The organism is Geodermatophilus sp. SYSU D01106 (assembly GCF_054049995.1).
Genome location: NZ_JBJGYM010000005.1, coordinates 66,902 through 86,867 on the forward strand (window position 1 = coordinate 66,902; position 19,966 = coordinate 86,867).

Sequence of the window (19,966 nt, forward strand, 5' to 3'; positions counted from 1 at the left end):
ATCGGTGGCGTCTGCCCGCAGAGGTCCGTCCGAGCCACCGGTCAGCGAGCCTAGTCAACGGCGGCCGCCTCAGGCCCACTGCGCGAGCTGGGGGCCGACGGGTCGTGGATGACCAAGGTGGGTGATGTCCGGTGTGCGAGGCTCGCTCCGTCACCCGGCCGGGCCACGCGCCGCGGCCGCCGTCGGCGAGGTCGAGGCCCCACCGGCTGGCCGCCGCCGACCGCGCCAGCCTCGACGCCGCCGGCCTGCTGGCCGCGGTGGGCGCGCGGCCGCTGCACGAGGAGCTACCCGCCGCCGCGCTGGCGTGGCGGCTGGTCCCGCACCTCGCCCCGGCCACCGTCGCCGCCGCGCCGGGCGCCGACGTGATCCGCCCGGACTGGTGCGCCGCCCTGCTACCCGGCGAGCCCGGGCCGCGAGTGCCGACCGATCCGGCGTAGCCGGCCCTGGTCGCCGCGGTCACCACCGAGATCCGCGGCGGCTGGTCCCCCGCCGATCTGCTCGCCGCGGCGGTCGCCGCCTGCCCGCCGCGGACGACCTGAGTCGAGCACCGTCTGCTCCACGGTCGCGACTCGTTCAGCTCTCCATCCGCGTACTCTCCGGATCCGCCGCTGCGCCTGCACGCCTACCGGCTCGGCGTCGTGCTGTATCTATCAGTCAGAGCCCGACTGAGGTTCAGCACACGACTGCCCGTCGATCCGCCGATCATCTCAGCCAATGACTCACACCCTGACACCGCGTACCCATCTGCGATCTGCACCACGCGAGCCGGACTCTGGACGACATAAGCATCCCCCTCGTGAGCTACTGCGACATGCATCAGGAATGCAACAGCCGCAGGATTATTGTTTAGCACGCTCAGGGCCGTGACAGCCTTTAGTTCGACACCACCCGGGCCCACGCGCGTGAAGATACCATCCTCCCTCCCCATAGCGACCGCTAGCAGCCACGCGTCGACCATTCGCGGAAACGGGATATCCGCACCCGCAACGCGCCCCGGGTCATCACCGCCCTGCTGAGCGCTGAGCGACCGCAAGAAGTCATGCCTGGCCAACGGAACGTGAAACTGCTGACTCTGGAAGGGGTTGATCATCGCAGCCATGGTCAATCCACCTTCCGCGCACAGACACTACAACTGGAGTCGTACCTGCACTGACAGACGATTACCTCCATTGGTCGATCCTTGGCGAAGCCGGGGTCTAGGGCATGCATAGCATGTTGCGTGTTGGTCAATGTGTAGTGGAGACCCGCCGCTTCGTCGAGAATGTCCTCGACACCCTTAATTTCATCCCTCGTCAGGAATAGCACTACCTGCTGACTATTTTTGAGCGTATTCGCCAACAGTGCGCGTCGGATCGTCCCACTCGTCATGCCCAGTGGTGTATCGATGACCAGCGGTGCGAAGACCCCGCTGATCTTGGTCAATGCGAGGATGAATGCGATTGTAAGAGCCCGACGCTGAGCACCCGAGAGACCATTGCTTGGAATAATTTCTCTGCCCAGAGGCCCCAGCACCACGATGTCACAGGTTCTCGTGAGCCGGATCTCTTGCACCACCGCATCCGCTACAGCCGGCGCTGAGTCAAGCTCCCCTGGCGCCGCAGCGACCAGCTGCTGGAAGACCGCGTTCATTTCGCCACCGACACGATCGACCGTCTCGTCTTGCAGCACCGTGATCGTCCCCGAGATCACATTCAGCATATCCTGAACCGCTTGCTGCTCAGCCAACCTTCGTCGGAAACGAGTCTCTTTTCGCTGCAGCGTCTCGAACTGCTTACGTAAAGTCTCGCGCTCCTTCTGGCGGGAAGCCAGCGCATACTCCTGGGCACTCAGCCTGGCCCGAACGTCCTTGAGGTTGGCGAACTCCATACTGCGACGACTGTCGGCCGTTTCGAAATCCCCCGACTGCGAGGCGTTACGGATTCTTACTTCAAGCTCTTTTGCCAGGACTTCATTCTCGCCGATGGCCTTTCGCGCCGTCAGCCACGCCGTAGTGTTGTCGCGCGACTGCGTGAACCAGCTTCGATCACCCGGCTCGGACGTTGTGATGGCCGTCACCGCAAGCGCGGCTAGCTCGGTAAGAACTCTATGGGCGTCGTCGTATCGCTCTGACTCCGCGAGCTCCTGGCTCAGGTGTGAGTGGCCCGGCGTTCCGGGTTCCAGCGAAGCTCCACAGATGCAGACCCCATGTCGGAGTCGCTCGCGCACAAGTTCAGGCAAAGCGTTGGGGATCTTGTGCTCTCGCCGCAACTGCTCGTATGTCTCCGCCGCCTGCAGTAGCGTATCCCGCGCAATCACATGCAGGAGATCCGGACTACTAAGTAGCGCTCGCTGACGCTTGATGAGTTCAGCTTCTCCCTCCTGCGCGGCCCTTACCTGCGCTCGTGCGGCCCGTTCCTGAGCTTCTAGAGCCTTGGTTTCCTGGCCGCCGTTGGCAAGGACCTCACTACGCTGTCGATCGGCAGCTTCATGTCTCTGTTCCGCCGCCTTTACGTCCTGTTGGAGATCTGCGACCTCATCGGTCAACTGCTCGATCTCGGCGTCGATATTTAGTAGACGATCCGAGACGCTCGCTAGTTCACCGGTACTTTCGTTCTTGACCGCCGCGGAGCTCTGCCTGCGGACAAGGTCAAGGTGCTTCTGCGCCTGCTCCAGGACCTCCAGTCCAAGCAAATTTCGCACGGCGTCTCGAACGTTCTTGCGCGTATCATCCCGCGCAGACTCAACGTAGTCTTTGAGCGCCTCATCGCCATCCAAGAAGAAGATGTCCTTCAGCGCGATAGGCAGCAGATCGAGCTCAAGGAAGGTCGTCGGGTTAGGGAGCGCCGAGCTTCCGCCGCTCGTTTCCTTGTATACAACGACCGACGACGGCGTATAATCGAACCCGTTGTCACGGACGGTCTCGGTCGCACTTCGGATGATCTCGTAGTCCTCCGCGTGTACATCGTCTCCCACAGTGACCTTGACGGCCACCTCAACGTTGATCTCTGCACCGTCATTGACGGCATCCCAGTCGACCGGCGAGATCCGATATGAGCCGCGTCGACGAGTCGAGACTGGCAGTCCGGGATCCCCGAACAAACACCAAGTGAGCCCGTACAACATCGATGTCTTGCCAGTGGCATTCTCAGCTCGGATGACAGTTAAGGGATGCTCGCCTTCCGCAGCAAACTCCACCTGCACATCACGCAGTCCCCTAAAATTGGTGAACCTCGCTCCACGCAGGCGAATCACTCGCCGACTCCAGGCATCCAAGAGCCATTCGCCAGGCTCCGGGCGAGCAACTCAACCTGTCCAGTCACATTCACCACGATGTTCCCGCCCTTTGTCCTGTGGTCTCGTTCCATCGCGAGAACAGTGATCAAGTGGTCCTTCAGCTGCTGCCTATAGTCGGCCACCCGCTCGCCCTCGGGAATCTTCTCGATTTGTCCCTGCAGGACCTCAAGCAGATGACGCTGCTGAATCGCAGACATTATCGCACCCCCCACACGACATACTCTGATTCCAACTCCTGGACAACACTTGCGGGTCCATCTGCTCGGTCTCTGTTCGCCGCTAGCTGTGCGAACTCATCTGCCCGCTCCAATTCCGCCTTCACGAGTCGGCGGGCGTCGGGGTCACCAGTGACATCGTCTGGCGGTAGGACAATCAGGTCGTGGATGGTCGCGAACGGTTTAGTCGTGCTGCGGGACAGTCGCAAGACCCGACCCCGACGCTGCACCCATTGGCGCCGCACGGTCGTGCTCGCTAGCACGTAAGCGGTTGCGATCTCAGGGAGGTTGAACCCCTCGTCGAGGACACGCATGGCCGTGAGGCACTGGATGCTGCCGCTGCGGAATGCAGCGATAGTGCGCTCGAGTGTGGCCGGCTTCTGCGTCTCCTCACTTGTCACCTGATGAAATCGAATCCCAAGTCGTCGCAGCATGGCGTTGACCTCGCGGAGTTGGGCGCCGTTCTTGTCCGTACAGTAGATCAGGGTGTATCTGAGATCCCTCAGGCTCTGCTGACTGAGTAGACGCTCAAGCTCACTGACCTTGCCGGAAGCCGACTCCAGAATGAGGCGCCGCTTCTCTAGCAGTCGTTGCGTGGCGGCATTTACATCGTCCGCGCCTCCGCTCCGCGCGTAAGCCTGGCGGATCTTCGCTGACAGCTCGACATACTGAAGATTCTCTTCGTCGCTGAGCCGAACGGGGTGCAATTCATACTGGTACGGGACCAGACACAGCCCGATCGCCTCCCTTAATCCGAACTCGAAGACGACCTCTCCGAAGTACTCTAGAAGCGCCTTTGTGCCGGCGCTGTCATACTGCCGCTCGGGGGTTGCGGATAAGCCAAGCCTGTACTCGAGTTCCGGCGGGTTGGATATGAACGCTTGCGTGCCAAGATTGTGCATTTCATCAGCAATCAGGATCACTCTTGACCGATGCTGCTCCAATAAGGCCCGTAGTTGCGGACGCTTCAGCAGGTCGTGGGTAACCACGGTCGCCTCCACGGAAGAGACGCCATACTCGAGATACTCAAGCTGCTCTGCAATGTGATTGATATGATGGTCGCCCGAGCCCCTTAGAGTGTTGTAGGGCTCAAGCCCAAATGCCCGCATCTCTTCGGTCCATTGCGCCACAAGTGGAAGGGTTGGAACTGCAGCAAGAACGAGCAGACCGCCCTTCTCCTTCCAAAGTCTCTGGGCGGCGATCAACGCGCTGATGGTCTTCCCGGCGCCGGTCGCCATGCAGAGGACGCCTCGTCGCCCAGCATTCTCCCAGCGGTGCACAGCCTCGCCCTGATGGGCATAGGGGCCGTCTTCCCAGCGGACGTCAGGTGGAATGACGAAAAGGTCTTTGGATCTGTCTGCAGTGACCACGGTCGGGTACCCCTCCAGCGTCCGTGCTTTCTCATAGTCCTCCGGGCGAGGGACAGCGCCGCTGTCGTACGGCTGCAGCAGGTTCTCAGCGACCGCACGATCAAGACTTACCGAGACGGCGTGATCAAGGAATTTGTTCTCCCAGTATTGGCGAAAGACTTCGACCGCCTCAAGGCAATCCTCGCCATCGCCGCTCCAAGTGGACTGCAGGTGAAGCTTCTCTACATTGTCTGCCACCGCACGGTGCGAGAAGTTGGCGCTGCCGGACAGGACCGCGATGTCATCGCCGTCCATGAAGGTCCACTGCTTCGGATGGAAGATGCCGGTCTTCATGAGGACGACTCGCAGTTCGAGCCGCCCGACCTTCGCCAGGTAAGCGAGGCACTGGCGCGTATGCTGCGCAAGGGCGCTGGTCAGCGCCAGCTCATCATTGAGCGCAGCTTCGATGGCCGATACTGCCAGGCCTTCGACGTCATGGGCAGTACCGCCCCGCAGGGCCGCCTGGTCCTCCTCTGACAGAACTGGACTCACGAGCAACCGGATCGGTGCACCCGTGCGAACGATGTAAGAGGCGAGGCCGGGCGCGAGGTCGCGGAGCACACCGCCACCGAAGTAGCCGGCCATGCACTCGAAACCCGTAGCATGCGTGAGCGCGGGAATCAGGACCGCGTCGACGACGGGATCCCTGGGCACCCACCACGTACGCTTCACGGCGTATAGGGCGGAACGAAGACCATGCTCATTCATGGGAGGCGGTCGACTGGGTAAGCCGGCGCGCCACGGTCATGGCGTTCAGAGCCCCTGTTGAAGGAAGCAAGTGTGCTGCATCCGTGTCGCATCGTCCCATCCCTGCTCTTTCCTGGGCACGCCCAGGCCTTGCGCTCCGCGCCAATCTACCTGGGGAGCGGCTTAACTGGTCGGAAAGACGCGCCTAGTCACCCGCCGGAGTTGCGGCCGCCGACGGTTCGAGTCAGTGCCGTCGGAGCAAGTCGTCGACGGCTGTGTCCTGCCGGCACACCGTGAGAAGTTGCCGCGGCTCGCCCGGAGAGCCCGTATTGGCCGGCAGTGCTCCATAAGGCGCGAGGCGCCCGGCGATGCCCTCTTGGAACGATGCACTAGGGCGCCAGAGCGGGTTCGGGGGACTTCCTCTTCAACAGCCGGTGCCCTCGAACCACAGATTCAGCCTCTTGCAACCCTCTCTCCCGAGCCTGGCTATTATCGATATTCGCCGCACCAAGGAGGCCAGCTCGCTCCTCCTGCTTGGTCAGGCGCGCGCGAACTTGCCTCTCACGGGCTAGTCAAGCGGGGCAATTGAGTCCTTGCGGTGCAGGATCGGGGCATTCGCGCACGACCGAGAGTCGCGCACACGGACGTCGAACGACTTCAGGGCGCATGTCAGCGATGCGGCCAGAGCGGTGTGCCTCTTTGTCGAACGCGGGGTAAGACAGGTACGCGACCTTTCGATTTATGCGATTGAGCCTTGTGACGTCAGCGAAGTCGCTGCGCCCCGCTAGAACCGTGGCATAGCCTTCGTAAACGCGAATGACTGGTGGGGTATAGGTCACACCTGGCACGTAGAAGTATAGAGCACCCGAAAGGCGCATGCCGACGTCCATAGTCGCGATGAACTCGTCGAGCTAGTCCGATCAGCGACGGCGAAGAGGAGATCGTCTGCTTCGCGCCTTGTGGCCTGGTACGACCGAGATAGCGTGGCGACATCCCGCTGGAGGCTTGGGGGAAGTCTCTTGAGCAATGGGCGGCCGCGGAAAGCGGCCAAGGCGAGATAGACAAGGACCGCCCTCTTGTTCGCTCGGCAGCGGATTGAGCCTCCGCAGCAGACACCCTTCGCTGAGGGTTTATAACGCCCGCCCTTATTGAGCGCTATCCGCCGACGAGCGCCTCACAGGAGAGGGCTCCCATGGTTCTGGAGGCCGCCCTCGCACCTTCCGAGATGCGCGAGTTCCTCGAGTTTGGACGTGTGGGCCTCCGCGAGACGCACGTTCGTTCGCGAGGGCCTGGAATCGGGATGTGATCGGAGTCGCCGCTCACGCAATACTGCCGCATCCGCCCGGGTGCCAAATATGTAAGCACTCCGGGCGCCGCCGCAACTGCCGGCTCCCCCAAGACTTCCTCGAGCGACGACCGTTGCTCGGTTAGTCGCCTGCTGCGCTGCCACCGTCGCGTGCGTAGTCGATGGCGAATCTGACAGCACAGTGCAGTTGCCCCCAGGGCCATGTCTCCCCGCTCAGCGGGTGAACGAAGCGACCGTCGCGCTGACCGCCACCCGGGACGCCAACCCACGCCAGCGCCGGACCCACGCCCGGCACCGAAAGCTGGATGTAGGACGCCTGACCGCGGAGGTCGTCCTGATCGCTGATCGCCGCCATGATGTCGACTGTGGCCGGCAGGCCGAGGTCACCCGCGCCACGCACCGTCGCAGTGCGACGGGGGACGCCACGGTGCGCCTGCCACAACTTCTGCTCCATGGCGGCGACTGTTACACCGACCGAGGACAGCAACCGGTTTAGACACGGCCGAATCGCGATTTGTCCGCTCGTTGGAGTGATCCGGCAAGTCGGCGGCGCACCGTCCTTGGGCTCGGGCCCGAGGAGGCAGGGTCTACCATTGGCGGGTACCTCGACCCCTACAAACCCGTGATTGATCGGCGACGCGAGGCGCGACAGACGCCCGTTCCGCATCTCCACCTAGACCTGAGCCGCGGGCCGCGGGCCGCGACATGGCTGGGCTTGAGCATCGCATCGATGCGGTCGGCCTACCCATGCCGGCCGACCGCACCCCGAGGTGTTGACCGAGCTGGAGCGATTGCACGATGCCATGGGAATCGACCTTGATCCTGCTGGCGGCGCGAGACTCACCGATGACATGGCCGAGGCCTCGTTGGGCGATTGAGCTCGCCTCCTGTGAGCTCCACCACATACGGTCCGGACTAGTCCGGGTCGACGCAACAGGCGCAGCCCGACAGGACGGAGCCACTCATGGCCACGTTCAAATTCGATATGGAACTCGCCGCGAACCTGCAGAAGGCCGTCCCGGGCCACATGCGCGCGGTGCCGAAGGATGCCACCGCTGAGGCGCAGCGAAAGGTCAACGAGGTAGCACGGACGCACAAGGGAAAGCCCGAAGGCATCGTCCTCGCCGCGCTAGCGCGTGCGGTGCGCTCGGTCGGTGCTGTGTCGAAACCGCAGTGACCTCCGCAAGGTGGCCAAAGAGATTGCCCATAGCTGACCCATGTGACGGCTCGGCGTCTGCGGTCGACGCACACCCTCACCGTGACGACCAGAACGTCGGCGAGCTACCTCGGCCATCGTCAACCTCGACGCAGGGGTCGTCGCTGCCGGCGGGTCAATCCTCAAATGCGGTCACCGCCATGGCTGCAGCGGGGCCAGCGAGGCCAGCGGTCGCAGTCAACGCACGACCCGTCCGGCACCCTGCACCTATCACCCTGAGCGGCTGCGCACGCTGTCCAGCACGGAGACGTCGGAATACGCAGCGACCGTGCCCAGCTGGACACCGAACGTTGCGTTCCCATCGCGACCACCGTGCATCTCTCACGAGGCGCGATTGAGGTGCTGACAGCAAGCACGGTCGATGGTCTGGGCGGTGCTGAGCGGTAGGTCCATCGTCGTCACCGTCATTGACATCGATGATGCGTGCGACATAGTTCGCGGCTCCGGCGCGATTGCCTCCGCGATAGGCGACTCCCATGGCGTCGAGCAGGACTCTCTCGTCGTCAGGCGCAACCGGGAGCGCGGTGGCGCTGGCGGTGCGGGCGGCGTCCAGGTCGCCGTCAGCGAGTGCTGCGGTAACGACCTGATGGGCGACGTCGCAAATCGCCGCGGTGAGAGTGAGGTCCAGGCTGCCGAGCCACTCTTAGCCGGTGGGCCGCTGCGCGAAGGGCGGTCCGGACACCACTCCGAGCGCGGCCAGCAGGTTGGGCTTGCCGTCGCGGACACCGGCACGGGCGCGCAGCTGGCGGAAGGGATCGGCGTCGATGAGGACGTTGGTCAGCGTGTAGGGGCCGTGGTGTCCGGAGCTGAGGTGCTTCGCACCGGTAGCGGGTCGGTGCCGAGCCAGGCGCGGGCGCGGCGGTGATCCGGTGCACGTAGGCGCGGGCGCTGACCGGGTCGCTCTTCCCGCCGCGGGCCGGCTGCAGCGCGGTCGCGGCTTCGTCGACGGTGGCTCCGTGCAGGCGGGTGGCGAGGTAGGTGACCGCCTCCTCGTGGCGGCGGCGCAGCCCGGACCGGGCGACGGCCTGCTCATCCCTGTGCGCGCGCAGCGCGATCGGGCCGAGCAGGATTAGCCGCGGCCGGAGGAAGTCGGGATCCCACCAGTCGGCGAGGTCGCGGTTGAGCCGCTCTAGGTCGTCCGCGAACTGCTTCCGCACCCCGGTCGCGCGCGGACGGCCGCCCGCCGCCACGTCGTCCCCGGCCGTGCGCCCGGCGGGGGCGCCACCGCTGTCGGCCGGCTGCAGGAGGCTCTGGCGGAGCCTTCGGAGGGCCTGCTTGAACCTCTTTTGGACCCCGCTTTCCGCTGGGTGGCCATGAGCGGGCCAGGCCGCCGAATTGAATACATCGGTGGGACGAATTGTCGCTCAACCGGAACGACGGCGAAGCGGCCACCAGAACATCAAGTGGAGCATGGCCATCGCGAAGTACGCCGTGCAGCTCGTTGAGGCTGACGGTGCCGTGGCGACGTGACGCATTGATGACAGGACACGGACCGAGGCGCGCGCCTACGAGCCTGATAGGCCCCCAGCCTCAACCTTGTGCAGGACGCCGCGGCCGCGCTCCTTGGCGCCGTACATCGCCCGGTCCGCCAGCGTGAGGACCTCATCCAGCGTCGTCCCGGGCGCAGCCATCGCCAGGCCGATGGAGGCCGACACCCGCACCGTCCGCCGTCCCACCTCGACCTCGTCCACCAGCACGGCGGCGAGCCCGTGCCCGATCGCCTCCGCCGCGGCGGCGGACACCCCCGGCAGCACCGCCACGAACTCGTCCCCACCCAGCCGGCCGACCACCGCCCCCGGCAGCTCCCGCTCCACGTGCCGGCGCAGCCGGTCGGCGAGCCGGACGAGCAGCTGGTCGCCCACCGCGTGCCCGCCGCGGTCGTTGACCTCCTTGAACCGGTCGACGTCCACGAACAGCACCGCTCCCCCGACCGCCAGCGCCGCGCGGCCGGTGTCGAGCAGGTGGCTGCGGTTGGCCAGCCCGGTCAGCGGGTCCTGCCGCGCCGACCGCAGCAGCGCCTGCTTCCACCCGTCGGCCTTGGTCGCCACCGCGGTCAGCCGGTCCACCGCCTCGTGCAGCCGCCGCTCCTGATCGGCGTCGGCCTCCGGAGCCAGCGACGCCGTCGACGACGCCAGCGTGTCCAGCACCGCCTCCAGCGGCAGCCCCGCCGCGACCGCCTCCAGCGTCCGCCCCTGCGCCGCCAGCAGGCCCTTGTCCCAGCAGTGCGCGGCCACCTGCCGCCGCAGCGACAGCACGCTGCGCACCAGCCGGACCTGGTTCTCCAGCAGCGCCTGCTCCGCCTGCGAGAACGCCCGCGGCTCGTCGTCGAAGACGCCGAGCGAGCCGAGGACGAAGCCGTCCTCGTCGACCAGCGGCACCCCGAGGTAGGACCGGATGGCGCCGGCCGCCACCGCCGGGTTGTCGCGGAACACCGGGTGGTCGAGCGCGTCGGCCACCTGCAGCGGCTCCCGCAGCGCCACCACGTACGCGCAGAACGACAGCTCGTCGGGCACGTGCGAGTACGGCGCCCCGGCGCCCTTCTCGGCCGGGTAGCACTGCTCGTCCGGGCCGACCAGGTTGATCATCGCGATCGGCGCCTCCACCGTCCGCGCCATGTAGGCGACGACGGCGTCGAGGTCCGCGACGCCCGCGTGCCCGCCCAACCGGTAGCTGCCGATCGCGGCCAGCCGCGCGGGCTCCGCGACGGCGGCGCGCGGGGAGGGCAGGACGGGCGTCTCGACGGCGGCGCTCACGCGCGCGCACCCTAGTGGCGCCGCGTCACCCCGGGAACACGCCGCGCGCCGCCGCAGGGCCGTCCGCCTCTGGCCGCGCCGTCGCCGTCGCCGTCACGATGCGGAGCCTCCACCGGACAGGGAGGTCCCCGTGTACGTCACCCAGGGTCTGCATCGCCACGTCCAGCAGCGGCCCGACGAGGTCGCCACCGTCTGCGCCGGCCGCGTCCGCACCCACGCCGAGTCCGTCGACCGGATCGCCCGCCTCGCAGCCGCCCTGCAGGAGCTCGGGATCGGCGACGGCGACCGCGCGGCCATCCTGTCCCTGAACTCCGACCGGTACTCCGAGTTCCTCGCCGCGACGCTGTGGGCCGGCGGCGTCGTCGTCCCGGTGAACTTCCGCTGGAGCGTCCCGGAGATCGCCGAGTCGCTCGCCGAGGTGGGTGCCCGGGTGCTCGTCGTCGACGACGCCCTCGCCGGGTGCGTCGACGGCATCCGCGCCGCCTGCCCCGGCCTGGAGCACGTCGTCCACGCCGGCGACGGCCCCACCCCCGGCGGCATGCTCGCCCTCGAGGAGCTGGTGAGCGCGCACGAGCCGGTCGAGGACGCCCGCCGCGGCGCCGACGCACTCGCCAGCGTCTTCTACACCGGCGGCACCACCGGCCGGTCCAAGGGCGTCATGCTCAGCCACGACAACCTGCTGACGTCGTCCATGGGCTACCTCGCCGGCGTCCCCACCCCGGGCGACCGCGTCTACCTGCACGCCGCGCCGATGTTCCACCTCGCCGACTTCTCCGCCTGGGTCGCCGGCTGCGTGGTCGGCGGCACGCAGGTGATGATCCCGGCGTTCGACCCGGTCGCCGTCCTCTCCGCCGTCCAGGAGCACCGCGTCACCGACGTCCTGCTCGTCCCCACGATGATCCAGCTGACCGTCGACTCCCCGCGGGTCGACGAGTTCGACCTGACCAGCCTGCGGCGCGTCCTCTACGGCGCCTCCCCCATGTCCGACGCGCTGCTCGGCCGCGCCATGAAGGGCTTCCCCAACGCCAGCTTCGTGCAGGCCTACGGCATGACCGAACTCGCGCCGATCGCCACCCTGCTCACCCCCGAGGACCACCAGGACGCCGTCCACCGGCGCACCGTCGGGCGTGCCGCGCCCTGCACCGAGGTGCGCGTCGTCGGGCCGGACGACGCCGAGCTGCCCCGCGGCGAGGTCGGCGAGATCGTCGTCCGCGGCGGCAACGTCATGCTCGGCTACTGGGACCGGCCCGAGGCCACCGCCGAGGCGCTGCGCGGCGGCTGGATGCACACCGGCGACGCCGGGTGGATGGACGAGCAGGGCTACGTCTCCCTCACCGACCGCCTCAAGGACATGATCATCTCCGGCGGGGAGAACGTGTACTCGGTCGAGGTTGAGAGCGTCCTCGCCCAGCACCCGGCGGTGGCCACGTGCGCGGTCATCGGCGTCCCCGACGAGACCTGGGGCGAGCGCGTGCACGCCGTCGTCGTCCCGGCCTCGGGCGCCACGGTGACGCTCGACGAGCTGCGGGACTTCTGCGCCGACCGGCTCGCGGGCTACAAGACGCCGCGGTCGATGGAGGTCGTCGAGGCGCTGCCGCTGTCCGCCGCCGGCAAGGTGCTCAAGCGGGAGCTGCGCGCGCCCTACTGGGCGGGGCAGGAGCGGGCCGTGCACTGACGCTCGGGGGCGGAAGTCCCTGGTCCGGGACGTTCGCCCGAGGAGCATCGGGGACGTCGTCGGGATCGCATGCGGAAGGAGCTGCTGCCATGACCCAGACCACGGGTTCGACGGTCTCGAAGGACCGGGCGCGGGAGGCGATGATCCGCTTCATGGCGGCCTGGGAGCAGGGGGACATATCCGCCGTCGACGAGGTGTTCGCCGAGGACCTCGTCTACCACGGGCCCCCGTTCCCGGACATGGACCGCGACGGACTGCGCGACTTCGTCGCCGCCTTCCGCTCGGGCTTCTCCGGCATCCACGTCCAGGTGCACGAGCACGTCGTCGACGGGACCACCTCCGTGCACCGCTGGACGGCCGAGGCCGACCTCACCGGGACGACGCCGCTGCTCCCGGGGGTGGAACCGACCGGGAACCACGCGTCCGCCGACGGCGCGCACGTCCTGCACTGGACCGGGGACCGGGTGTCCGAGGCCTGGCACATCGGTGACTGGCTCGGCTGGCTGACCAAGGCCGGCGTGCTCCCGCCCGCGCCCGGCATGGGCGGCTGAGCGGGGTTCCGGACCGGCGGGCGGGGTGGTGACCTCCGGGGACGGCCGGCCGACGTCGAGCCGCCTCGCCCGCACCGCCCGGCTCGCCGCGCTGCCCGCGGCGTTCGCCGGCCGCACCGCCGTGGGCCTCGGCAGGCGGATCGGCGGGCGGCCGGCCGAACTGGTCGCCGCCCAGGTGCAGCAGCGCACCGCCGAGCAGCTGTTCGCCACCCTCGGACAGCTCAAGGGCGGCGCGATGAAGGTCGGCCAGGCGATGTCGGCGATGGAGGCGGCGCTGCCCGAGCAGCTGGCCGGCCCCTACCGCGAGGCGCTCGTCCGCCTGCAGGACGCCGCGCCCGCCATGCCGGCGGCGATGGTGCACCAGCAGCTGGAGACGGCGTTCGGGACGACCTGGCGCCGGCTGCTGCGCGACTTCGACGACCGGCCGGTCGCGGCGGCCAGCGTGGGGCAGGTGCACCGGGCCACCTGGTCCGACGGCACCCCGGTGGCGGTGAAGGTGCAGTACCCGGGTGCCGGGGAGGCGCTGGTCGCTGACCTCGGGATGCTGCAGACGGCGGCTCCGCTCATGCAGGCGGCGATGCCGGGCCTCGACGCCCGGCAGCTGCTCGCGGAGCTGCGCGCCCGGCTGGTCGAGGAGGTCGACTACGTCCTCGAGGCCGACGCCCAGATGGCGTTCGCCGAGGCCTACCGCGGCGACCCCGACATCTGCGTGCCCGAGGTGCTCGCCACCGAGGACCGCGTCCTGGTGACCGGCTGGCTCGAGGGGACGCCGCTGTCCCGCGTCATCGCCACCGGCACGCGGGAGGAGCGGGACCGCGCCGGCCTGCTGCTGGCGCGCCTGCTCGCCTCCTCCCCGGCCCGCGCCCGGCGGCTGCACGGGGACCCGCACCCCGGCAACTTCCGGCTGCTGCCCGACGGCCGGCTCGGCGTCCTCGACTTCGGCGCGACCGAGGCCCTGCCGTCCGGCTGGCCGCACCGGCTCGGGCCGCTGCTCGCGGCGGGCCGCGACGGCGACGCCGCGGCGCTGCACCGGATCGCGGCGTCGGCGGGGCTGCTGCGGGCGGACCAGGTGACGCCGGCCGCCCTGCTGTCGCTGCTCGACCCCTACCTGCGGCCGCTGCGCTCTCCCGCCTTCGCCTTCACCCGCGCCTGGATGCAGGAGCAGACCAAGGCCGCCTCCGACCCGTTCAGCGCCGCGTCGCGGACCCAGCGCCGGCTCATGATCCCGCCGCGCCACCTGCTGCTGCAGCGGGTCGCCGTCGGGCTCGCCGGCGTCCTCTGCTCGCTGGGCGCCACGGTCCCCGTCGACGGCGAGCTGCGCCGGTGGCTGCCCGGGTACGCCGCGGAGCCGCGGTGCTGACGCGGCGTCAGCGGCCCCGGCGGACGTCGTCCGGCGTGCACCCGAACGCCGCGCGGAAGCCGCGACCGAACGTGACGACGTCGCCGAACCCCCACGCGTGCGCGACGCCGGCCACGCTCACGGCCGTCCCCCGCCGGGCGAGCTCCCGGCGGGCGCCCTCCAACCGCAGCCCGCGGACGTAGCTGGCCGGCGTCGTCCCGCGGGCGGCGCACAGCCCGTAGAGGGCCCGCACCGACACGTAGGAGCCTGCCGCGATCGCCGCCGGGGACAGTGCTGGGTCGCGGAGGTGCGCGGCCACGAACGCAGTCACCCGGGCCCACGCCGGGTCGTCGTCCACCGGCGCCAGCGCCCCGGCCAGGAGGTCGACCAGCGCGTCGGCCACCGGCTGCCCCAGCCGCGGGTCGAGGGTGTCGGCGCCGGACAGCGTCGTCCCGACCAGGGCGCTCACCAACCGGACCGCCGGCCCGTCGAGCAGTCCGGCGGGCCCGGGAGGCAGCCGGGACGCGGGGACCAGGAGCGTCCACTTGTGCAGCCGCCCGAGCACCCGGAAGCGGACGGGCTGGTCGGCCCGCCAGAGCAGTGCCGTCCCCGGGCGGACGACGACCGCCGCGCCGCCTGTCTCCACGACCTCGACCCCCTCGCGGACGAGGAGGACGCCGACCAGGTCGTCGTCGGTGGCCGCCAGCTGCGCCCGGCCCCGCGACCCGGCGCAGGGGCCGCACCGGCAGTCGACGAGGGCGACGTCGCCGATGCGGTAGCGGGTGAGCTCGGTCGCGCCGGGGGCCTCCGGGCCGGACTCGAGCAACCACGGCAGGTGGGTGGCGCTGACCGCCTCGCGGAAGGCCTCGTCCCGCGCGCTCGGAGGCACGTCGAGAGGGTCCCAGCGCTCGACGGTCAGCGTCACGGGCACCTCCTCCCGCGCAGCCAACTCCGGGCCGGGCCGCGCATCAAGGCCTGCAGGCATCGCCGCGGGGCGTGCAGGCAGCGCCGCGACCGGCCGGACGGCGGGAGCCAGGGTCGGCCGCATGCGAGAGGACATCGAGTTCGCGACCGAGGACGGCGTGACCCTGCGCGGCTGGCACTACGCCCCCGACGACGGGCCGTCCGACACCCGCCGGCCCCTGGTGGTCATGGCGCACGGCTTCTCCGCCGTCAAGGAGATGTACCTGGACGACTTCGCCGAGCACTTCGCCGCCGGCGGGCTCGGCGTCCTGGCCTACGACAACCGCAACCTGGGCAGCTCCGACGGCGAGCCGCGCGGGGAGATCGACCCGTGGCAGCAGGTGCGGGACTACCGGACGGCGATCACCTGGGCGCAGACGCAGCCGTGGTGCGACCCGGACCGCATCGGCGTCTGGGGGTCCAGCTACAGCGGCGGGCACGTGCTCGTCGTCGGGGCGATCGACCGCCGGGTGCGGTGCGTCGTGAGCCAGGTGCCGCTGGTGAGCGGGCTGGCCAACGCGCGCCGGCTGATCCGGTCCGACCAGTTCGCCGACCTGCGGGCCGCCTTCGACGCCGACCGCGCCGCCCGCTACGAGGGCAAGCCGCCGGCGATGATGCCGGTGACCTGGGAGAAGGACCCGGCCGAGGTGTGCGCGCTGCCCACGGCCGACACCTCGGAGTTCTTCTTCGGCCCGATCCAGGACCGGGCGGCTACGTGGCGCAACGAGACGACGCTGCGCTCGGTGGAGATGTTCATCGAGTACGAGCCGGGCGCCTACATCGCCGACATCGCGCCGACGCCGCTCATGGTCGTGGTGGCCGCGAAGGACCACCTCACCGTCGCCGACCTGACCCTCGAGTACTTCGAGCGGGCCCGGCACCCGAAGGAGCTGCTGGTGCTGCCGGTCGGCCACTTCGAGGCCTACACGGGCGAGGCGTTCGAGCGCTCGGCGCCGGCGCAGCTCGACTGGTTCCGCCGCCACCTGACCTGACCTCCGCCGGCGACGGGAGCCGGACGACGTCGGTCACCGGCCGCCACCTGTCGTAGGTTACGGGCAGGTTCGTCGTCGTGCGGACGACGAGGCCTCGGGCTCCGACGGACCCGGGTCCGCATCCGGGTGCCTCTAGCGCGGCCATCGCCGAGCGCATGCGGCGAGTGGCCAAGCGGGACAACGGGCCGGAGCTGGCGGTGCGCCGACGACTGCACGCGGCCGGACACCGCTACCGCGTCGCGTACCGGATCCCCGGACAGCGACGGCGAACCATCGACATCGCCTTCACCCGCCTCCGCATCGCCGTCTACATCGACGGCTGCTTCTGGCACGGGTGCCCCGAGCACCTGCACCTCCCGACCGCCAACTCCGGGTGGTGGGTGCGCAAGCTGGCCGGCAACCGTGCACGGGATGCAGCGGCGACCGCACAGCTCGATGGGCTCGGGTGGACGGTGCTCCGCTTCTGGGAGCACCAGGCACCGGACGACGTCGTCGCGCGGATCGCCGCCGTGGTGGCCGAGCGCCGCCGGGACCGGTGACCCCCAGAGCCCCGTCGTCCCGGTGGACCTGTGGACAACTCCGTGGGAGGGCCTCCCGGGCTGCCACGGTGACCGGCATGACGATCCCGATGCCCACCGACCCCGTGCGGTCCGCTCTCGAGCTCACCAACCGCTGGGCCGACCTCCTCGCGCCGCCGCTGTTCGCCTCCCGCAGCATCTGGCTCAGCTGGCTGACCCCGGACGGCCGGCAGACACCGTTCCTCGTCCCCGTCGAGGACGTGCCGGCCCGGCCCCGCCACCGGCTGGTCGCCGAGCTGCTCGCCCTCCACGAGGACGTCGCCGCGCCGGCCGGCGGCAGCGAGGTCCTCCTGGCGATGGCGCTGTGCCGCCCCGGGCGTCCGGGTGTCACCGCCGACGACCGCGCGTGGGCCGACGCCTTCCGCGACGTCCTCGACGACGCGCTCGGCACCTGCTGGAGCCTCCACCTGGCCGCCGGCGGACGGGTCGAGCCGCTCACCGACGTCCGGTACTTCCTCGACCGGTTCGCGCCCGCCGAGGACGGTGCCCGGTGACGGCGCAGCCCGGCGAGGCGCCCGCCCGGGACGACCTCCCGCGCTGGACACCCGGTCCCCGCGACTGGGTGGTCGACGCCACCGTCGAGCCCCCGCCCGCTGTCGGGCGACGGAGACGCCGGTGGCTCCTGGTCGGCGCGGCAGCGCTCACGGTCGCGTCGGCCGTGGGTGGGGTGATCGGCTGGCGGGCCGTCGACACCGGACCGGCCACGCCACAGGAGGCGGTGGAGCTCTTCGCCGCTGCCGAGGGGCGCGCGGACTGGTCCGCGTCGTGGGACCTCCTCTGCACGTCCGAACGGCAGGCGCTGGGCTCCGTCGAGCGCTGGATCGAACTCAAGGAGACGGCGATCGCCACCTCGGACGGCGTGACGCCGGGCCTCACCGTCGTCGCCGGACGTGCTCGCCCGATGCCGGACACCGTGCCGCCGGCGTACGTGGTCGAGTACTACCTGCCGGAGGACAGCGGCATGTACCCCCTCCGGCTCGTGGTCGTGGAGGAGGAGGGCGGCTTCGCCGTCTGCAGCCCGCCCGGGTCGGAGGCCTGACCGGAGACGCCCGACCGTCGCCCCGCTGCCCGGATCAGCCCTGGGACGACCGGCGCATCGACCACATCTGCGCCGGGCGCTCGAACTGGGTGGCGACCTCCCAGCTCACCGCGCCGTTGACGACCTCCTTGCGGAAGTTGCCCACGGCCACGCGGGCGAGCTCGGGGTCGGCGGCCACCCGGCGGGCCAACTCGAGGGCGCGGTCCTCGACGGCTGCGTCGTCCACCGACTCCCACGCCAGCCCGAGTTCCACGGCCTTGGCCCCGTTGATCTCCTCGCCGAAGAGGGCCATCGCCGCGGCGGCCTCGCGGCCGATCAGCCGCGACAGGATGACGAAGTGGCCGCCGCCGGGGTGCAGGCCGCGCTTGAGGAAGCCGGCCAGCAGCCGGACGTCGTTCGCGACGATCCGCAGGTCGGCCGCCAGCAGCATGTTCATCCCGGCGCCGACGGCGGACCCGCGCACCGCGGCGATCGTGGGGACCTTGACCTGGCCGAGCCGGTAGAAGGAGTCGTAGATGCGGCCCATGCCGTCGTAGGCGTCCGGCGCCGCCGGGTCCTTGCCTGCGTTGGTCAGCGTGGCGACGTCGCCGCCCGCGCAGAACGACTTGCCCACCGCGCGGAGCACCAGCGCGCCGACCTCGGGCCGGGCGTCCACCTGGTCGAAGACGTCGATGAGCTCGGACGCCATCGCCGGCGTCAGCGCGTTGCGGCGGTCGGGCGCGTTGAGCGTCACCACCGCCACGCCGCCGTCGACCTCGAGCAGGACCTCGGCGTCAGCCACCAGTGCACCTCCGGATACGGGGCCTCGGCACCGGTGCCGGGCCTGCCGGGGCATCAGACCACGGCGTCCGGTTGCCGCCCCGAGCGGCCCGGTTCCACACTCGGGCCCCGACCCCGGAGCCCGCATGCCGTCCCGCCGAACAGCCTTTGTCGCGCTTTTGGCCCTCAGCGGGTGCACGGGCGTCGACGGCAATCCCACCCCGCCGCCGCGCAGCTTCTCCGACGTGGTGACCATCGACCTGGACGCCGTCTCCCCCGCGGGCGTCGACGTCCTCGACCTGGCGGCCGGCCCGGACGGCGCGCTCGCCCTGCTCGCCGACACCGCCGATCCGGCGGTCACCTACCTGGCGCCGGTAGACGCCGACGGCGTCGACGAGGTGCGGCGGGTCGACGGCGGGCAGCACCTGCTCGTCGCGCCCGACGGCACCGCGCTCGTCGTCGGCCCGGGCACGCTCACGCGGGTCCCGCCCGGCGGCGGGCCCGACGTCGTCCCGCTCGACGTCGACGCGACCGCCGCCGCGCTCTCCCGCGACGGCCGCCGCCTCTACCTCGCCGACGAGCGCAGCGTCGCCGCCGTCGACCCGGCCACCGGCGAGACCGCCGGCACCACCGACCTCGACGACGGTCTCACCGTGCGGGATCTCGCCGCCTCCGACGACGGCGTCACCGCGCTGCTCAGCGACGCCCGCGCGCCCGACCTGGCCGACGTCGCCGCGCTGGCCACCTGGGACGACCGGCTCCGCGAGACCGCCCGCGTCGAGCTCGCGCCCGACCAGCCGGCGAGCGTCCCGTTCGGCCTACGGCTCGCCGGGGACGGCACCGCCGTCGTCACGCTCAGCGCCGGCGGCGACGAGCCGTTCCGCATCGTGGTGGTCGAGGACGGCGAGGTGACCGCGTCGCACGCCATCCCCGGCACCGACCGCACCCCGCCCGACCTCGCGGTCTCCCCCGACGGCCGGGTCGCCTACCTGCCGGTGGCCGGGTTCGAGGTCACCTCCGGCGTCATCACCCTCGACCTCGACAGCGGCGAGCAACTCGGCGACGTCCGGCTGTGCGGCGGCCAGGGCACCTTCGGCCGCGTCGCGCTGGGCAAGGAGGCACTGGTCGTCGTCGGCTCGTGCATCAGCAGCGACGCGCCGTCGTCGACCGCGTTCGTCGTCTCGTAGGAGGCCGGGCAGCCGTTCGGGTGG

General features: G+C 69.9%; 17 protein-coding genes. 11 read left to right on the plus strand and 6 right to left on the minus strand.

The annotated features are described in order from the left end of the window. Nucleotides 1-131: 131 nt before the first annotated feature. Entirely contained in the window at nt 132-437 is a 306-nt protein-coding gene (locus ACI78R_RS07190; protein WP_457040166.1) for a hypothetical protein, read from the plus strand. A gap of 664 nt (nt 438-1,101) precedes the next feature. On the opposite strand, the gene ACI78R_RS07195 is transcribed toward ACI78R_RS07190, so the two are convergent. The 3 genes from ACI78R_RS07195 to ACI78R_RS07205 form a co-directional block, all read right to left on the minus strand. Further along, nucleotides 1,102-3,231, minus strand: coding sequence for an AAA family ATPase (locus tag ACI78R_RS07195; protein WP_457040167.1), 2,130 nt, complete (start codon nt 3,229-3,231; stop codon nt 1,102-1,104). A gap of 238 nt (nt 3,232-3,469) precedes the next feature. Beyond that, entirely contained in the window at nt 3,470-5,482 is a 2,013-nt protein-coding gene (locus tag ACI78R_RS07200) for a DEAD/DEAH box helicase family protein (protein ID WP_457040168.1), read from the minus strand. 1,529 nt (nt 5,483-7,011) lie between these two features. Next, the gene (locus ACI78R_RS07205) at nt 7,012-7,344 is read right to left on the minus strand and encodes a hypothetical protein (RefSeq protein ID WP_457040169.1); all 333 of its coding nucleotides are present in this window, start codon (nt 7,342-7,344) and stop codon (nt 7,012-7,014) included. A 510-nt stretch (nt 7,345-7,854) separates the two neighbouring features. Between ACI78R_RS07205 and ACI78R_RS07210 the strand changes: the two genes are divergently transcribed. Together ACI78R_RS07210 and ACI78R_RS07215 are read left to right on the plus strand one after the other, a co-directional pair. After that, nucleotides 7,855-8,067 carry a hypothetical protein gene (locus ACI78R_RS07210; protein WP_457040170.1) on the plus strand — a complete coding sequence of 71 codons (213 nt, stop codon included), beginning with the start codon at nt 7,855-7,857 and terminating at the stop codon, nt 8,065-8,067. Between the two features lie 400 nt (nt 8,068-8,467). Then, nucleotides 8,468-8,971 carry a hypothetical protein gene (locus ACI78R_RS07215; RefSeq protein WP_457040171.1) on the plus strand — a complete coding sequence of 168 codons (504 nt, stop codon included), beginning with the start codon at nt 8,468-8,470 and terminating at the stop codon, nt 8,969-8,971. Between the two features lie 640 nt (nt 8,972-9,611). Here the strand turns inward: ACI78R_RS07215 and ACI78R_RS07220 are convergent. Beyond that, nucleotides 9,612-10,859: a diguanylate cyclase domain-containing protein gene (locus ACI78R_RS07220; RefSeq protein WP_457040172.1), complete on the minus strand. Its 1,248-nt coding sequence runs from the start codon at nt 10,857-10,859 to the stop codon at nt 9,612-9,614. Between the two features lie 130 nt (nt 10,860-10,989). Between ACI78R_RS07220 and ACI78R_RS07225 the strand changes: the two genes are divergently transcribed. From ACI78R_RS07225 to ACI78R_RS07235, 3 genes are all read left to right on the plus strand, one after another. Beyond that, nucleotides 10,990-12,534, plus strand: a complete 1,545-nt coding sequence (locus ACI78R_RS07225; protein WP_457040173.1) for a long-chain-fatty-acid--CoA ligase — start codon at nt 10,990-10,992, stop codon at nt 12,532-12,534. An 89-nt stretch (nt 12,535-12,623) separates the two neighbouring features. Next, complete coding sequence (locus ACI78R_RS07230) at nt 12,624-13,085, plus strand: ester cyclase (protein ID WP_457040174.1); 462 nt, start codon at nt 12,624-12,626, stop codon at nt 13,083-13,085. Nucleotides 13,086-13,113: 28 nt separating this feature from the next. Then, complete coding sequence (locus ACI78R_RS07235; protein WP_457040175.1) at nt 13,114-14,445, plus strand: ABC1 kinase family protein; 1,332 nt, start codon at nt 13,114-13,116, stop codon at nt 14,443-14,445. Between the two features lie 7 nt (nt 14,446-14,452). Here the strand turns inward: ACI78R_RS07235 and ACI78R_RS07240 are convergent, their stop codons facing one another. Next, nucleotides 14,453-15,349 (minus strand): helix-turn-helix domain-containing protein, encoded by an 897-nt coding sequence (locus tag ACI78R_RS07240; RefSeq protein WP_457040176.1) that lies wholly within the window; start codon nt 15,347-15,349, stop codon nt 14,453-14,455. Between the two features lie 121 nt (nt 15,350-15,470). On the opposite strand from ACI78R_RS07240, the gene ACI78R_RS07245 reads away from it, so the two are divergent. The 4 genes from ACI78R_RS07245 (at nt 15,471) to ACI78R_RS07260 (ending at nt 17,996) form a co-directional block, all read left to right on the plus strand. After that, the gene (locus ACI78R_RS07245) at nt 15,471-16,379 is read left to right on the plus strand and encodes an alpha/beta hydrolase (protein ID WP_457040177.1); all 909 of its coding nucleotides are present in this window, start codon (nt 15,471-15,473) and stop codon (nt 16,377-16,379) included. 155 nt (nt 16,380-16,534) lie between these two features. Beyond that, complete coding sequence (locus ACI78R_RS07250; protein ID WP_457040178.1) at nt 16,535-16,918, plus strand: very short patch repair endonuclease; 384 nt, start codon at nt 16,535-16,537, stop codon at nt 16,916-16,918. Nucleotides 16,919-16,995: 77 nt separating this feature from the next. Continuing rightward, the gene (locus ACI78R_RS07255) at nt 16,996-17,451 is read left to right on the plus strand and encodes a hypothetical protein (RefSeq protein WP_457040179.1); all 456 of its coding nucleotides are present in this window, start codon (nt 16,996-16,998) and stop codon (nt 17,449-17,451) included. Then, nucleotides 17,448-17,996, plus strand: coding sequence for a hypothetical protein (locus ACI78R_RS07260; RefSeq protein WP_457040180.1), 549 nt, complete (start codon nt 17,448-17,450; stop codon nt 17,994-17,996). The genes ACI78R_RS07255 and ACI78R_RS07260 overlap by 4 nt, the downstream gene beginning before the upstream one ends. Before the next feature lie 34 nt (nt 17,997-18,030). Here the strand turns inward: ACI78R_RS07260 and ACI78R_RS07265 are convergent, their stop codons facing one another. Then, nucleotides 18,031-18,777: an enoyl-CoA hydratase/isomerase family protein gene (locus ACI78R_RS07265; protein WP_457040181.1), complete on the minus strand. Its 747-nt coding sequence runs from the start codon at nt 18,775-18,777 to the stop codon at nt 18,031-18,033. Nucleotides 18,778-19,000: 223 nt separating this feature from the next. On the opposite strand from ACI78R_RS07265, the gene ACI78R_RS07270 reads away from it, so the two are divergent. Then, entirely contained in the window at nt 19,001-19,942 is a 942-nt protein-coding gene (locus tag ACI78R_RS07270) for a YncE family protein (RefSeq protein WP_457040182.1), read from the plus strand. Nucleotides 19,943-19,966: the final 24 nt, after the last annotated feature.

Excerpts from the sequence above, each read along its gene's own strand:
- ACI78R_RS07200 (WP_457040168.1), bottom strand. The coding sequence starts at position 5,482 with ATGGCCGGCTACTTCGGTGGCGGTGTGCTCCGCGACCTCGCGCCCGGC.
- ACI78R_RS07205 (WP_457040169.1), bottom strand. The coding sequence starts at position 7,344 with ATGGAGCAGAAGTTGTGGCAGGCGCACCGTGGCGTCCCCCGTCGCACT.
- ACI78R_RS07210 (WP_457040170.1), top strand. The coding sequence starts at position 7,855 with ATGGCCACGTTCAAATTCGATATGGAACTCGCCGCGAACCTGCAGAAG.
- ACI78R_RS07215 (WP_457040171.1), top strand. The coding sequence starts at position 8,468 with ATGGTCTGGGCGGTGCTGAGCGGTAGGTCCATCGTCGTCACCGTCATT.
- ACI78R_RS07230 (WP_457040174.1), top strand. The coding sequence starts at position 12,624 with ATGACCCAGACCACGGGTTCGACGGTCTCGAAGGACCGGGCGCGGGAG.
- ACI78R_RS07245 (WP_457040177.1), top strand. The coding sequence starts at position 15,471 with ATGCGAGAGGACATCGAGTTCGCGACCGAGGACGGCGTGACCCTGCGC.
- ACI78R_RS07250 (WP_457040178.1), top strand. The coding sequence starts at position 16,535 with ATGCGGCGAGTGGCCAAGCGGGACAACGGGCCGGAGCTGGCGGTGCGC.
- ACI78R_RS07255 (WP_457040179.1), top strand. The coding sequence starts at position 16,996 with ATGACGATCCCGATGCCCACCGACCCCGTGCGGTCCGCTCTCGAGCTC.